Source organism: Micromonospora sp. URMC 106, assembly GCF_051386395.1.
Classification (GTDB): Bacteria; Actinomycetota; Actinomycetes; order Mycobacteriales; family Micromonosporaceae; genus Micromonospora.
This window is the reverse complement of the sequence record NZ_JBPQTP010000019.1, coordinates 62,135-76,590: the sequence shown is the minus strand read 5'-3', so window position 1 is coordinate 76,590 and position 14,456 is coordinate 62,135. Positions and strand designations below refer to the sequence as shown.

The window sequence follows — 14,456 nt, the reverse complement described above, 5'->3', positions numbered from 1 at the left end:
CGTCGGCGTCGGCGTCGGCGTCGGCGTCGGCGTCGGCGTCGGCGTCGGCGTCGGCGTCGGCGTCGGCGTCGGCGTCGAGATCTTGGAAGCGGCCGGCCCCTCCAGGGGCCGTTCCCCACCAAGATCCGCCACGGCGGCCGGGGTGGCGGCGGCCGGAGGCGGGGTGGTGCCCGCGGCGGCCGGGGACGCCGCGTCCAGGGCGGCCGGGAGGGCGGCCAGGAAGGCGTCGACCTGGGCGGCGGTGAGGATCAGCGGCGGAGCGAGCCGGACCACGCCCGGCTGCACCGGGTTGACCAGGAAGCCGGTCTCCCGCAGCGCCTCGGCGAGCACCTTCGCGACCGGGGCGGCGAGCACCACGCCGAGCAGCAGGCCCGCGCCACGGACGCCGTCGACCAGCGGATGGCCGAGGGCCTCGATCCCCCGGCGCAGCCGCTCGCCGATCCGCTTGACGTGGTCGAGCAGTCCCTCGTTGGCGATCGTCGCCACCACCGCGAGGGCGGCGGCGCAGCTCACCGGGTTGCCGCCGAAGGTGGTGCCGTGCGAGCCGGGGGCGAGCAGCTCGGCGGCCCGGCCGAAGGCCAGGCAGGCGCCGATGGGCAACCCGCCGCCGAGCCCCTTGGCCAGGGTCACCACGTCGGGCTCGACGCCCTCGGCCTGGTGGGCGAACCAGTGCCCGGTGCGTCCGACGCCCGTCTGCACCTCGTCGAGCACCAGCAGGGCGCCGTGCCGGGCGGTGATCCGCCGCGCGGCGGCCAGGTAGCCGGGCGGCGGGACCACGACGCCGTTCTCGCCCTGGATCGGCTCCAGGATCACCATCGCGGTGGCGTCGGTGACGGCCGCCTCCAGGGCGGCGACGTCGCCGTAGTCGACGTGGGTGACGTCGCCGGGCAGCGGGCGGAACGGGTCGGCCTTGGCCGGCTGGCCGGTGAGCGCGAGCGCGCCCATGGTGCGACCGTGGAAGCCCCCCGTGGTGGCGACCACGTGCGTGCGGCCGGTGAGCCGGGAGAGCTTGAACGCGGCCTCGTTGGCCTCCGCCCCGGAGTTGGCGAAGAAGACCCGACCCGGCCGGCCGGCCAGGGCCAGCAGCAGCTCGGCGAGGGCCACCGGCGGCTCGGCGACGTAGAGGTTGGAGACGTGCCCGAGGGTGGCGACCTGCTTCGAGACGGCGGCCACCACGGCCGGGTGGGCGTGGCCGAGGGCGTTGACCGCGATCCCGCCGACCAGGTCGACGTACTCCCGGCCGGCGTCGTCGACCACGACGGCGCCGGAGCCGGAGACGAGGGCGAGCGGCGGCGTGGCGTAGTTGTCCATCATGGACTGCGACCAGCGCTCGACGAGGGTGCTCATGCCGGGACCGTGCCTTCCTTGTCGGCGACTGCCGGGGTGGGGGGCTCGCTCCTGGCGCCGACGACCATCGTGCCGAACCCTTCGGAGGTGAAGACCTCCAGCAACGTGGAGTGGGCGACCCGGCCGTCGACGACGTGCGCGGCGGGGACGCCCTGCCGCACCGCCCGCAGGCAGGCCTCCATCTTGGGCACCATGCCGCTGGACAGCGACGGCAGCAGCTCCGCCAGCTCGTCGGCGGTGATCTCGCTGACCAGGCTGGTGGTGTCCGGCCAGTCGGCGTAGAGGCCGGGCACGTCGGTGAGGACGACCAGCTTGCGGGCGTCGAGGGCGACGGCGAGCGCCGCGGCGGCGGTGTCGGCGTTCAGGTTGTGCAGCACCCCGTCGGCGTCCGGCGCCACGGTGGAGATCACCGGGATGCGCCCGGCCGCGATCAGGTCGGTGACCGCCGAGACGTCGACCGACTCGACGTCGCCGACCTGCCCGACGTCGACCGGCTCCCCGTCCACGTACGCGGGCCGCCGCACGGCGGTGAAGAGCCCGGCGTCCTCGCCGGAGAGGCCGACCGCGAACGGGCCGTGCGCGTTGATCAGCCCGACCAGCTCCCGGCCCACCTGACCGACCAGCACCATCCGGACCACGTCCATCGCCTCCGGGGTGGTGACCCGAAGGCCGCCCCGGAACTCGCTGGCGATGCCGAGCCGGCCCAGCATGGCGGAGATCTGCGGGCCGCCGCCGTGCACCACGACCGGCTTCAGGCCGGCGTAGCGCAGGAAGACCATGTCGGCGGCGAAGGCACGCTGCAGCTCCGGGTCGACCATGGCGTTGCCGCCGTACTTGACCACGACGGTCGAGCCGGAGAAGCGGGCCAGCCAGGGCAGCGCCTCGATCAGCGTGGCGGCCTTGACCTGGGCGCGGGTGAGGTCGGTGGTGAGGCTCATGTCGAGTAGGCCGAGTTCTCGTGGACGTACGCGTGGGAGAGGTCGTTGGTCCAGATCGTGGCCTCGGCGTCGCCGGCGTGCAGGTCGATGCGGATGGTGACGTCCCGCCCGGTCAGGTCGACCTTCGACCGGTCCTCGGCGGCGGCGCCGGAGCGGCACACCCAGATCCCGTTGACCGCGACGTCGACCGCGTCCGGCTCGAAGGCGGCGGCGGTGGTGCCGACGGCCGCGAGGATCCGGCCCCAGTTCGGGTCGTTGCCGAACAGCGCGGTCTTGACCAGGTTGTTGCGGGCCACCGCCCGCCCCACCTCGACCGCGTCGTCCTCGCTCGCCGCACCGACCACGTCGACGGCGATCTGCTTCGTGGCGCCCTCGGCGTCGGCGACGAGCTGCTGGGCCAGGTCGTGGGCCGCCGCGGTGACCGCGGCGGTCAGCTCGGCCTCGGTGGGCTCGATGCCGGAGGCGCCACTGGAGAGCAGCAGCACCGTGTCGTTGGTGGACATGCAGCCGTCGGAGTCGATCCGGTCGAAGGTGACCCGGCACGCCTCGCGCAGCGCGGCGTCGAGGGCCTCCGGCCCGGCCACCGCGTCGGTGGTCAGCACGCAGAGCATGGTGGCCATCGCGGGGGCGAGCATGCCCGCGCCCTTCGCCATGCCGCCAACGGTCCAGCCGCTGCCCCGGGCCACCGTGGTCTTGGGCCGGGTGTCCGTGGTCATGATGGCCTCGGCGGCCGCCCCGCCGCCGTCGCGGGACAGCCCGCGGATCGCGGCGCGTACGCCGGGGAGCAGCTTCTGCATCGGCAGCCGCTCGCCGATCAGGCCGGTCGAGCAGACCGCCACATCGCCCGCCCCGAGCATCAGCCGGGGGCTGGCCGAGGTGAGCGCGGCGGCGGTGTGCTCGGCGGTGGCGTGGGTGTCCTGGAAGCCGGCCGGTCCGGTGCACGCGTTCGCCCCGCCCGAGTTGAGCACCACGGCGCGGGCGACGCCGCCCCGCACGACCTGCTGGGTCCAGAGCACCGGCGCGGCCTTGACCCGGTTGGCGGTGAACACGCCGGCGACGCCGGCGTCCGGGCCGTCGTTGACGACCAGCGCGACGTCGCTCGCGCCGCTGGCCTTGAGCCCGGCGGCCACCCCGGCCGCCCGGAACCCCCGGGGAGTCGTGACACTCACTGGTCCGCTCCTTTGTCCGCGACTGCGGGGCTCCGCTGCGCTGCACTCCTCGCGCTCACCGATGCCACTCCTTCGTTCGCGACTGCGGGGCTCCGCTGCGCTGCACTCCTCGCGCTCACGGTGCGACCCCCCAGACGGACAGGCCCGTCGTCTCCGGCAGGCCGCACATGAGGTTGGCGTTCTGCACGGCCTGGCCGGCGGCGCCCTTGCCGAGGTTGTCCAGCGCGCTCAGCACGATCATCCGGCGGGAGTCGACGTCGACCGTGGCCTGCAGGTGGCAGGAGTTGGAGCCGAGGGTGGCGGCGGTGTGCGGCCAGGCCCCCTCCGGCAGGACGCGCACGAACGGCGTGTCCGCGTACGCCTCGGCGAGCACCGCCCGCGGGTCCACGCCCCGGGCCGGCACGGCGGTCACGGTGGCGAGGATGCCCCGGGGCATCGGCGCGAGCACCGGGGTGAGCGACAGGCCGGTCGCGCCGGTGGCCTGCTTGATCTCGGGGACGTGCTGGTGGGTGCCGACGCGGTAGGGCGACAGGTCCCCCATCACCTCGCTGCCGAGCAGGTGCGGCTTGGCCGCCTTGCCGGCGCCGGAGGTGCCGGAGGCCGCGACGACCACCACGTCGGCCGGGGAGGCGGCGCCGGCGGCGATCAGCGGGGCCAGCGCGAGGGTGATCGCGGCGGCGTAGCAGCCCGTGTTGGCCACCCGGGTGGAGCCGGCGATCAGGTCTCGCTGGCCGGGCAGCTCGGGCAGGCCGTAGGTCCACTGACCGGCGTGCGATCCGCCGTAGTAGTTGGCCCAGGCGTACGGGTCGGCGAGGCGGTGGTCGGCGCCCAGGTCGACGATCCGGACCTCGGGCGGAAGCTGGGCGGCCAGGGCCGCCGACTGGCCGTGCGGCAGGGCCAGGAAGACCAGGTCCGCGTCGGCCAGCGCTGCCGCGTCCGTCTCGCCGAGGACCATGTCCAGCCCGGCGAGCTGCGGGTGTACGACGTCGAGCCGGTGCCCGGCCTGGCTGTGCGCGGTGGCGGCGACCAGGTCGAACTCCGGGTGCCCGGCGACCAGGCGGATCAGCTCGCCCCCGGCGTAGCCGCTCGCCCCGGCGACCGCGACTCGGATACCCATACCCACCTCCGCATGACTATGCAGCGAAGGCTAGCAGGCGATGATCCGCTCCTGCAAGTTCATGCAGCAAGCCGTATGAGAATGAATTGGTGAGCCCGATCACCACGAGGGCCCGCGCCGCCGGATCGCGACACGGGCCCTCGGCCGGAACGAAGCGGTCAGAGACGGCCCTCCTCGACCGCCCGGGTCACCCACGGGATGACCTCGTCGAGCATCTCGTCCAGGGACGTGGCGGCCGTGAAGCCCAGCACCTCCCGCGACTTGGTCACGTCCGGCACCCGCCTCTGCACGTCGTACCGGAAGGGCTCGTCGGAGACGTACCGGAACGGCACGTCCGAGCCCTTGATCTTGCGCCAGATCAGCTCGGCCAGTTCGAGCACCGTGGTCGACTCGGCCGTGGAGAGGTTGAAGTCCTCGTTGCGCGCCGCCGGGTGCTCGATCGCCGTGGCGATGCCCCGAGCCAGGTCGCCGCCGTAGGTGTAGTGGCGGACCTGGTTGCCCTCACCCAGGATGTGCAGCGGGTCCTGTCCCTTGACGATCTTCTGCACCAGGTCGGGCACGACGTGCGACATGGCCAGCTTGACGTTGCCGGAGAGCACCTCGGCCTGCCCCAGCGCGCGCCCCTCGCCCACGCCGACACAGTTGAACGGCCGCACGATCGTGTACGGCACCTGGTACTGCTCCCAGGCCGCCCGGGCGTAGTACTCCACGGCCAGCTTCTGGAACCCGTACGACGACAGCGGCGGTGGGATGCGGCGCTCGTCGCCCTCCCGGCTGGGCCAGTGCTCGGTGGACTCGAAGACCATCGAGGAGGAGAGGTAGGTGACCTTCGCCAGCCGGCCGTCCCGATGGGCGCGGATCGCCGCGTCGCAGGTGGCCGCCATGATCCGCTCGTTGGTGGCGAGCAGGTCGTAGGCGTACGCGTGGAAGTAGGAGATGCCGCCGATCATCGCCGCCCCCGCGACCAGGTGGTCGCAGCCGTCCAGCAGCTCGGTGAGCAGGTCCGCGTCCCGGGCGTCGCCCTCGACGAACCGGAACCGGGGGTGCTCGTCGTAGCTGTGGGTCACCGGGCCGTACTTGGAGAAGTTGTCGATACCGACCACCTCGTGCCCCCGGTCGAGCAGTTCGGAGACGAGGTAGCCGCCGATGAAGCCGGCCGAACCAGTTACCAGGACCTTCGCCACATGCGCTCCTATGCGGTCTTCTCGAATTCGGTGCTGTCCCGCGGGTCGCGCGGGGCCGGCACGACCCCGGTCGGGGCAACGCGCCCGGCCAGCTTCTCCCGGCTCAGCCGTCGACCGTAGGCGAAGAAGTACCAGCGCAGGTAGCCGGGCAGGAAGCGGCCCAGGTCGAAGTGGGACTCCCCCAGCGGCCGGTCCAGCCAGATGGTGGGGATCTCGGCCACCGGTAGCCGCAACCGGGTGGCCTTCGCGGTCAGTTCCAGCCCGATCTCGAAGCCGGTCCGCGACTCGATCCCGACCTCCCGGACGAACGCGGTGTCGTACGCCTTGAAGCTGTTGGTGGCGTCGCGGGTGCCGACGCGGGCGAAGGTGTAGAGGCTCCGCCCCGCCCAGCGCGACATCATCCGCTTCAGCCGGGGCCCGCCGACCTGCTGGCCACCGGGCATGTAACGGGACGCGGCGGCGACCACCACCCCCCGGTCGACCAGCCGGGCCAGCTCGTCGATCTGGCGGGGGTCGTCGCAGCCGTCGGCCATGGTGACCACCACGACGGGGGCACGCGCCGCGTCGATGCCGAACCGGATCGCGTTGGCGGGGCCCCGGCCGTAGGTGTTGAGCACCGCCCGCACCCGCGGATCGGTGCGGGCGACCTCCTCGACGTACGGGACGGTGCTGTCCTCGGGCATGTCGTGCACGACGAGCACCTCGGCGGGGAGCAGCATCTCCCGCAGCATCCGCTCGAGGCAGCGCAGGATCGTTTCGCCCTCGTTGTAGACCGGCACGATCACCGACACCCGGGGCTTCACACCCGCACTCCCTGCCCGGTCAGGCCCCACATGTCGATGACCGGCCGGTCGGTCTCCAGGCGGGCGTACTGCTCGTGCGGAGCGGCGATGACCAGCAGGTCGGCCCGCCGCAGCACCTCGTCCAGGTCGACGAAGCGCTCGTCGGCCACGTAGGGATCCGTGCAGAGCGTCTCGCGGGTCTTCAGCGCCAGGATCTTGCGCAGCTTGTACGCCAGACTCTCCCGGGGGTCGTCGCTGCCGCCCTTGAAGGCCATGCCGAGGATGCCCACGGTCAGCTCGGACAGGTCGAACCGGTCCTCCAGGCGGGACACCAGGTAGAGCGGGAGCCCTTCGTTGATCAGCATCGCGGAATGGCCGAGCACGAAGTTGTTCCGGTTGAACGCGGCCAGCTGCATGGTGTCCTTGAACAGGCACGGTCCGGCCGCGAACCCGGGCATCGGCAGGTCGGCCGCGCGCGGGTAGTCGTACGCCACGGCGTGCCGGATCCGGGCGAAGTCGAGCCCGAAGTCGTTGGCCATCATCCAGAACTGGTTGGCGGTGGCGAACTTGATGTAGCGCCAGGTGTTGGTGAACAGCTTCGCCAGCTCGGCCTCCTCCGGCTCGAGCGGCACGATCTGCTCGGTGAGGTGCCGGAAGAGCTTCTCGGCGCGCGCCAGCGCCCCCGGCGTCCGGGCGGCGACGATCTGCGGCAGGGCGAACAGCTCCGTCATCGCCCGCCCCTCGGCGATCCGCTCCGGGCAGAACGCCACGTCGGCGCGGATGCCCTTGCCGGCGAGCAGCTTCTCGGTCAGCGCGGTGACGCCGGGGTAGACGGTGCTGCGCAGCACGACCAACTGCCCGTCGCGCAGGTGCTCGGCGCAGCGCTCCAGGGCCCGGGGCACCGCGCCCAGGTCCGGGTTGAGGTGCTCGTCGACCGGGGTGCCGACCACCACGACCAGGTGTTCGGAGGCGCCGACGCTGGCCGGGTCGGTGGTGGCACGCAGCCGGCCGGCGGCGACGGCCTCCGCGAGCGCCCCGGCCGCACCGGGCTCGGCGAAGGGCAGGGTGGCCGCGTTGACCGTGCCGACCGCGTCGGCGTTGATGTCGTACAGCACCACGGACAGGCCGCGCGAGGCGAAGGCGATGCCCAGCGGCAGCCCCACCCGGCCGCAGCCGCCCACGATGCAGACATCGACGGTGGTAACCGGCGGATCCTCGGACATGACTGGACTCCCGTGGGGGTGGCGGGGTGTGACTCCGGCAACACTCGGAATCCAAGCAGGTTAACCGCTCGGATGTGACTCGCGGGTAGCCAAAAATCCCGAGGCCGCTGACCTTTCAGCCGACTCGTCACTGATTGACGCCCGTCAGTCACACACCGCACTCGCCGCTTCCGCGCACCTGGCCCGCTCGACACCGCGACGTCGCTCCAGGCGCTCCGTGACCCCGTGCCGTCGAGCACCTGCGGATCATCGAGCGACGCGGTTGTCCGCAGAGCAGCCGAGGGCCCCTCCCGCCGGTGCGGGAGGGGCCCTCGTGATCGCTCAGGCGCCGCGCAGGGTGGCGCCGAAGCGCTCCGCGGCACGGGCGACCGCCGCGTCCCGCGCGGCCACCGCCTCCTCCACGGTCAGCGTCCGGTCCGGGGCCCGGAAGGTGAGCTTGTACGCCAGCGACTTGCGGCCCGCCCCGAGCTGCTCCGAGGCGTACACGTCGAACAGGCGCACCCCCTCCAGCAGCTCGCCGGCGCCCTCGACCAGGGCGCGCTGCACCTGCGCCGCGGGTACCGACTCGTCCACCACCAGCGCCACGTCGATCAGCGCCGGCGGGAAGCCGGAGACGACCGGCGCGGGCGCCACCGGGGCCGCCGGCAGCGCGTCCAGGTCCAGCTCCATGGCGCTGGTGCGCCGGGGCAGCTCCAGCGCCGCCAGGACCGCCGGGTGCAGTTCGCCGGCGTGCCCGACCACCGTGCCGTCGACCAGCAGCTCCGCGCAGCGGCCGGGGTGCCACGGCGCGTACTCGGCGGCCCGGACCTCGACCCGGTCCCCCGGGATGTCGGCCGCGGCGAGCACCACCCGGGCGGCCTCCACGGCGTCCGCCCAGGCGGCCGCCCGGCCCGCGCCCCACCAGCCGGCGGGCTCCATGTCGCCGGTCAGCACGACGGCGACATGCCGGGGCTGCTCGGGCACCACCGCGTCGGCGGCGGCGAGCTCCTCGTCGCTGGGCCGCCGGTCCACGCCCATCGCCGGCGGACGGCCGGCGCCGGGACGCGGGTGGAAGACCGCGCCGATCTCGTAGACGGCGAGGTCGCGCTGCCCCCGGCCGAGGTTGCGCTTCACGATGCCGAGCAGCGGGCCGAGCAGCGTGGTGCGCAGCAACGGCTCCTCCTCGGACAGCGGGTTGGCCAGCCGCACCGCCCGCCGACGCGGGTCGCCCTCGGGCAGCCCGAGCTGGTCGGCCAGCTCCGGGGCGACGAACGGGTGCGCGAGCACCTCCACGTACCCCCGCTCGGCGAGCGACCGGGAGATCGCCCGGCGGCGGCGCTGCTGCCAGGTCAGGCCGCGGCCGGGCGGCGCGGTCGGCAGCACCGACGGCAGCCGGTCGTACCCGTCGAGGCGGACCACCTCCTCGACGAGGTCCGCCGGGTCGGTCAGGTCGGGCCGCCAGGTCGGCGGGGTGACGGTGAGCGCCGCGCCGTCGCCGGCGGCGACGCCGACCTCGCCCGGATCCTCGGCCAGCCGGTCGGCGCCCCGCGCGACCGTGCAGCCGACCTGCTCCAGCAGGGCGACCACCCGCGCCGGCGGGTAGGTCACCCCGATCCGCCGGGTCGGCAGGTCCGCCGGCAGGACGACCGGCGTACGCGGCCGGACGTGGTCGATGTCGAGGATCTCGTCGGAGGCCGTGCCGCCGGCGTGCTCGGTGAGCAGCCGGACGGCCCGCTCGATGGCGACCAGCGGCAGCGCCGGGTCGACGCCCCGCTCCCACCGCTTCGCCGCCTCGCTGAACAGCTTGTGCCGCCGGGCGGTGCGCCCGACCATCGCCGGATCCCAGTGGGCCGCCTCGAAGAGCACGTTCGTGGTCCCCGCGACGACCTCGCTGGTCTCCCCGCCCATCACGGCGGCGAGCGAGACCGGCCCGGTGTCGTCGCAGATGACCATGTCCTCCGCGGCGAGCACCCGGGTGACCCCGTCCAGGGTGGTGAGCTTCTCCCCCGCCTCGGCGCGGCGCACCACCAGCGGCCCGGCGATCCGGTCGGCGTCGAAGGCGTGCATCGGCTGGCCCAGTTCCAGCATCACGTAGTTGGTGATGTCGACCGGCAGCGAGATGCTGCGGATGCCGGCGACGGTGAGCCGCCGCCGCATCCAGTCGGGGGTGGCCGCCGTCGGGTCGACGCCGCGCACGAGCCGGGCGGCGAACCGGTCGCAGCCGACCGTGTCGCGCACCTCGACCGGGTACGCCGGGGTGTCGGTGCCGCGGGGCGCGGGCGCCAGGCCCGGGTCGCGGAACGGCACGCCGAGGGCGTGCGACAGCTCGCGGGCGAGGCCGCGCAGGCTCAGCGCGTACCCCCGGTCGGGGGTGATCTCCAGCTCGACCACGACGTCGTCGAGCCCGACGACGGGCCGCGCGTCGTCGCCCGGCTTGGCCGGGGTGTCCCCGGGCAGCACGATGATGCCCGAGTGGTCGTCGCCGAGACCCAACTCCTTGGCGGAGCAGATCATGCCGTTGGAGTTGCGCCCGTACGTCTTGCGCGCGCCGATGGCGAACCCGCCGGGCAGCACGCCGCCGGGCAGGATCACCACGACCCGGTCGCCGGGTGCGAAGTTGCGCGCCCCGCAGACGATCTCCTGCGGCTCGCCGGTGCCGTTGGCGTCGCCGACGTCGACGCGGCAGAACCGGATGGGCTTCTTGAAGCCGGTCAGCTCCTCGATCTGGAGGACCTCACCGACCACCAGCTGACCGGTGACGGTCTCCCGCAGGTCCACCACGGACTCGACCTCGATGCCGAGGTCGACCAGGGCCTGCTCCAGGTCGCCGGCGGGCAGGTCGGCGGGGAGGTCGACGTACTCCCGCAACCAACTGACAGAAACTCGCATGACTCAGACCACCGTCTCCGTAACTCGTACCCGCATCGCCTACGCCCCGGCCCCGAACGCGCGGGTGAACCGCACGTCGCCCTCGACCATGTCCCGCATGTCGCTGACCCCGTGCCGGAACATCACGGTCCGGTCGATGCCCATGCCGAACGCGAATCCCGAGTAGACCTCGGGGTCGATGCCGCAGGCGCGCAGCACCCGCGGGTTGACCATGCCGCAGCCGCCCCACTCGACCCAGCGCGGGCCGTCGCGGTGCTCCGGGAACCAGACGTCGAACTCGGCCGACGGCTCGGTGAACGGGAAGTAGTGCGGCCGGAAGCGGGTCTTCGCGCCCTCGCCGAACATCGCCCGGGCGAAGTGGTCCAGGGTGCCGCGCAGGTGCGCCATGGTGATGCCCCTGTCCACCACGAGGCCCTCCACCTGGTGGAAGACCGGCGCGTGGGTGGCGTCCAGCTCGTCGGTGCGGTAGACCCGGCCGGGCACGATCACGTGGATCGGCGGCTTGCGGGTCAGCATGGTGCGCGCCTGCACCGGCGAGGTGTGGGTACGCAGGACGAGGCCCGACCCCGCCGGCTCGTCGGCCGCGGCCGGACCGTCGGCGGGTGCGACGTGGAAGGTGTCCATCAGCCCGCGCGCGGGGTGGTCGGCGGGGATGTTGAGCGCGTCGAAGTTGGTCCACTCCAGCTCGACCTCGGGCCCCTCGGCCACCTCGTAGCCCATCCCGACGAACAGGTCGCTGATCTGCTCCATCAGGGTGCTGATCGGGTGCCGGGCGCCCCGGGGCCGCCGGTCGTAGGGCAGCGTCACGTCGACGCGCTCCTCCACCAGCACCCGTTCCGCCTGCTCCCGCTCCAGGACCTCCTGGCGGGCGGCGTACGCGGCCTCGACGGCGCGGCGGGCCTCGTTGACCCGCTTGCCGGCGTCGGCCTTCGCGGCCGGCGGCAGCGCGCCGATCTCCCGGCGGGCCAGCGAGACCGGGGACCGGTCGCCGAGGTGCGCCGGGCGCAGCGCGGTCAGCGCGTCCGGGTCACCGGCCTCGGCGAACGCCTTCTCGGCGGCGGCGACGGCCTCGGCCAGGGCGGCCGGGTCGAGCAGGGCGACCTGCTTCGGGTCGTACGGATCGTTGCGGTAGCTCATGGCGTACGGGCACTCCCTCACGGCGGCGCCAGCCCTCACGGGGCGGCGAAGCGAGTCTACGGACGCGCGGCTGTGCCGCAGCCCGCCGGTGGGAGTTGCGCGGAAAGCAGGTCAGGCCCGCCGCCCGCCGACACCGGCGGGCTGGCTAAACGAACGCCGTGGCGCGTTCATGGGCGGACGCTCTCCTCTGTTGGCTGCCTCGCGGGACCGGTGCGCGGTCACCGCTGCGCTCTCGCTGAAGCGTACAGGCAGACGGCCGCGGCCGCAGCCAGGTTCAGGCTCTCGGCGCGGCCGTGCAGCGGCACCCGCACGCGCGCGTCGGCGGCGGCGGTGAGCTGCTCGGGCAGGCCGTGCGCCTCCGAGCCGAACAGCCAGGCGGTGGGGGCGGCGAGCCGGCCCGCGTCGGCGAGGTCGTCGAGGTCGTGCTCGCCGTAGCCGGTGGTGGCGAGCACGGCGAGCCCCGCGGCGCGCAGCGCGGCGACCACGTCCAGCGGGTCGGGCGCGCGGACCACGTCGACGTGGAAGAGGCTGCCGGCCGACGCCCGGACGCACTTGCCGTTGTACGGGTCGACGGCGTCGCCGGCGAAGACGACCACGCCGGCCCCGGCGGCGTCGGCGGTGCGCAGCACGGTGCCGGCGTTGCCCGGGTCGCGGATCTCGGCGAGCACCGCGACCAGGCGGGGCCCCCCGGCCAGGGCGTGCTCCAGGGACACGTCGAGGTGCCGGCAGACGGCGACCAGGCCCTGCGGGGCGACGGTCTCGGCGAGGGCCGCGAGGGCCTCGTCGGTCACCTCGGAGACCGGCACGTCGGCGCGGGCGGCGTCGGCGGCCAGCCCGGCGTGCCGGTCCAGGGCGGCGGGCGTACCGAAGAGTTCGGTGACCACCCCCGGGCGGGCCAGTGCCTCGCGGACCGCCTGCGGCCCCTCGGCCAGGAACCGGCCGGCGGCCTCGCGGTCCCGTCGGCGCTGCAGCCGGCGGGCGGCGACCACCCTGGGGGTACGCGGGGTGAAGGGGCCGGAGACAGCGTCGAGGCGTCTCCCGCGCGACGGTGAGTGCATGGGAGACGCCTCGATCTGCTGGTGCGGGTGGATCAGGCGGCCTGGGCCGCCGCGCCGCCGGTGCCCTCGGCCGCGACCGCGGCCCGGGCCAGCTCGACGATCGCCGCGAAGGCGGCGGCGTCGTTGACGGCCAGGTCGGCCAGGATCTTCCGGTCGACCTCGATGCCGGCCAGGCGCAGGCCCTGGATCAGGCGGTTGTAGGTCATCCCGTTGGCGCGGGCGCCCGCGTTGATCCGCTGGATCCACAGCTGCCGGAAGTCGCCCTTGCGGTCGCGACGGTCCCGGTAGGCGTACTGCATCGAGTGCAGCACCTGCTCCTTGGCCTTGCGGTAGAGGCGGGAGCGCTGACCGCGGTAGCCGCTCGCGGTCTCCAGCAGGGTACGGCGCTTCTTCTGGGCGTTCACAGCCCGCTTGACGCGTGCCATCTCAACTCCTTCTTACGTCGGGTGGCGCGCGTCAGCGGCCGAGCAGCTTCTTGATGCGCTTGACATCGGCCTTGGCCAGCACGACGGTGCCGGTCAGCCGACGGGTCTGGGTGGAGGGCTTCTTCTCCAGGTTGTGCCGGAGGCCGGCCTGCTGGGCAACGATCTTGCCCTTGCCGGTCACCTTGACCCGCTTGCCCATCCCCGTGTGGCTCTTCATCTTCGGCATGTGGAACGTCTCTCCCCTGTTACTCGCCGCTGTTGTCGGCGACGGTGCCGGTCTCACCGGCTGGTGCGGTCTCGCCGGCCGCCGCGGTCTCGCCGGCTGCCGGAGCCGCGGACTCGTCCGCGTTCCGGTCCCGGGGTCCACCGCGGGACGCCGTCGCGGCGACCGCAGAGGCCTTGACGGCCCGGTGCGGGGCGAGAACCATGATCATGTTTCGACCGTCCTGCTTCGGAGCGGCCTCGACGTACCCCAGCTCCGTGATCTCCGACTCGAGCCGGCGCAGGAGCCGGTAGCCCAGCTCCGGGCGGCTCTGCTCGCGACCGCGGAACATGATCGTCACCTTGACCTTGTCGCCGGCCTTGAGGAACCGCACCACGTGACCCTTCTTGGTCTCGTAGTCGTGCGGGTCGATCTTCGGCCGGAGCTTCATCTCCTTGATGACGGTCTGCTGCTGGTTACGCCGCGCTTCGCGCGCCTTCAGTGCGCTCTCGTACTTGAACTTGCCGAAGTCCATGAGCTTGCACACCGGCGGGCGCGCCATCGGCGCAACCTCGACCAGGTCCAGATCGACGTCCGCGGCCAGCTGAAGGGCGCGCTCCAGCGGGACGATGCCCACCTGCTCACCCTCGGGGCCGACCAGTCGGACCTCACGTGCCCGGATCTGCTCGTTCACGCGTGGTTCGACGCTGATGGGGCCTCCTCGAGTCAAAGTCTCCTGCGTGCCGACCCTGCGGCTCCCGGGTGGGAGCCGACCCGGAAAGCAGAAGGCCCCGGCGCATGCCAGGGCCCGCTCGACCGGTCGGCACGATCACATGATCGCGCATCCGGCGCCGGGACGTGCCCGGAACCGGTGACCGGACCCGGCCACCATGGCGGCGACTCGGGTGGGAGCAGGCGCTCCTCTTTCATGGCCGTCCGCTCACGGGCGAGCTTGCTCGCACGCGGGGACAGCCTGGTCGACTACACAACACTACACCCTCACCCG

Annotated in this window: 13 protein-coding genes; all 13 read right to left on the bottom strand. The window is 73.6% G+C overall.

The window, feature by feature from the left end:
* A partial coding sequence (locus tag ACSNOB_RS09450; RefSeq protein ID WP_436686194.1) for an acetylornithine transaminase occupies window positions 1-1,347 on the bottom strand: 1,347 nt, incomplete at its 3' end.
* On the bottom strand, window positions 1,344-2,285 hold the full coding sequence (gene argB, locus ACSNOB_RS09445; protein WP_393109934.1) for an acetylglutamate kinase: 942 nt from the start codon (window positions 2,283-2,285) through the stop codon (window positions 1,344-1,346). The genes ACSNOB_RS09450 and argB, both read right to left, overlap by 4 nt.
* On the bottom strand, window positions 2,282-3,454 hold the full coding sequence (argJ, locus tag ACSNOB_RS09440) for a bifunctional glutamate N-acetyltransferase/amino-acid acetyltransferase ArgJ (RefSeq protein ID WP_436686193.1): 1,173 nt from the start codon (window positions 3,452-3,454) through the stop codon (window positions 2,282-2,284). Before argJ ends, argB begins: the two co-directional genes overlap by 4 nt.
* 115 nt (window positions 3,455-3,569) lie before the next feature.
* Window positions 3,570-4,571 (bottom strand): N-acetyl-gamma-glutamyl-phosphate reductase, encoded by a 1,002-nt coding sequence (argC, locus tag ACSNOB_RS09435; RefSeq protein WP_436686192.1) that lies wholly within the window; start codon window positions 4,569-4,571, stop codon window positions 3,570-3,572.
* 158 nt (window positions 4,572-4,729) lie between these two features.
* Window positions 4,730-5,755: an NAD-dependent epimerase/dehydratase family protein gene (locus ACSNOB_RS09430; protein ID WP_436686191.1), complete on the bottom strand. Its 1,026-nt coding sequence runs from the start codon at window positions 5,753-5,755 to the stop codon at window positions 4,730-4,732.
* A gap of 8 nt (window positions 5,756-5,763) precedes the next feature.
* Window positions 5,764-6,558, bottom strand: coding sequence for a glycosyltransferase family 2 protein (locus tag ACSNOB_RS09425; protein ID WP_436686189.1), 795 nt, complete (start codon window positions 6,556-6,558; stop codon window positions 5,764-5,766).
* Entirely contained in the window at window positions 6,555-7,760 is a 1,206-nt protein-coding gene (locus tag ACSNOB_RS09420; protein ID WP_436686187.1) for a nucleotide sugar dehydrogenase, read from the bottom strand. Before ACSNOB_RS09420 ends, ACSNOB_RS09425 begins: the two co-directional genes overlap by 4 nt.
* A 321-nt stretch (window positions 7,761-8,081) precedes the next feature.
* Window positions 8,082-10,628, bottom strand: coding sequence for a phenylalanine--tRNA ligase subunit beta (gene pheT / locus ACSNOB_RS09415; protein ID WP_436686185.1), 2,547 nt, complete (start codon window positions 10,626-10,628; stop codon window positions 8,082-8,084).
* Between the two features lie 39 nt (window positions 10,629-10,667).
* On the bottom strand, window positions 10,668-11,765 hold the full coding sequence (gene pheS / locus ACSNOB_RS09410) for a phenylalanine--tRNA ligase subunit alpha (RefSeq protein WP_436686184.1): 1,098 nt from the start codon (window positions 11,763-11,765) through the stop codon (window positions 10,668-10,670).
* Window positions 11,766-11,983: 218 nt separating this feature from the next.
* Window positions 11,984-12,823: a TrmH family RNA methyltransferase gene (locus ACSNOB_RS09405; RefSeq protein WP_436686183.1), complete on the bottom strand. Its 840-nt coding sequence runs from the start codon at window positions 12,821-12,823 to the stop codon at window positions 11,984-11,986.
* 32 nt (window positions 12,824-12,855) lie between these two features.
* Entirely contained in the window at window positions 12,856-13,248 is a 393-nt protein-coding gene (gene rplT, locus ACSNOB_RS09400; RefSeq protein ID WP_030335718.1) for a 50S ribosomal protein L20, read from the bottom strand.
* A 31-nt stretch (window positions 13,249-13,279) separates the two neighbouring features.
* Window positions 13,280-13,474 (bottom strand): 50S ribosomal protein L35, encoded by a 195-nt coding sequence (rpmI, locus tag ACSNOB_RS09395; protein WP_007458415.1) that lies wholly within the window; start codon window positions 13,472-13,474, stop codon window positions 13,280-13,282.
* A 19-nt stretch (window positions 13,475-13,493) separates the two neighbouring features.
* Window positions 13,494-14,144 carry a translation initiation factor IF-3 gene (gene infC, locus ACSNOB_RS09390; protein ID WP_393109916.1) on the bottom strand — a complete coding sequence of 217 codons (651 nt, stop codon included), beginning with the start codon at window positions 14,142-14,144 and terminating at the stop codon, window positions 13,494-13,496.
* Window positions 14,145-14,456 lie beyond the last annotated feature (312 nt).

Bases quoted from the DNA above. Each gene is read 5' to 3' on its own strand.
- rpmI (WP_007458415.1), bottom strand. From the start codon at position 13,474: ATGCCGAAGATGAAGAGCCACACGGGGATGGGCAAGCGGGTCAAGGTG.
- ACSNOB_RS09420 (WP_436686187.1), bottom strand. From the start codon at position 7,760: ATGTCCGAGGATCCGCCGGTTACCACCGTCGATGTCTGCATCGTGGGC.
- argC (WP_436686192.1), bottom strand. From the start codon at position 4,571: ATGGGTATCCGAGTCGCGGTCGCCGGGGCGAGCGGCTACGCCGGGGGC.
- pheT (WP_436686185.1), bottom strand. From the start codon at position 10,628: ATGCGAGTTTCTGTCAGTTGGTTGCGGGAGTACGTCGACCTCCCCGCC.
- pheS (WP_436686184.1), bottom strand. From the start codon at position 11,765: ATGAGCTACCGCAACGATCCGTACGACCCGAAGCAGGTCGCCCTGCTC.
- rplT (WP_030335718.1), bottom strand. From the start codon at position 13,248: ATGGCACGCGTCAAGCGGGCTGTGAACGCCCAGAAGAAGCGCCGTACC.
- ACSNOB_RS09405 (WP_436686183.1), bottom strand. From the start codon at position 12,823: ATGCACTCACCGTCGCGCGGGAGACGCCTCGACGCTGTCTCCGGCCCC.
- argB (WP_393109934.1), bottom strand. From the start codon at position 2,285: ATGAGCCTCACCACCGACCTCACCCGCGCCCAGGTCAAGGCCGCCACG.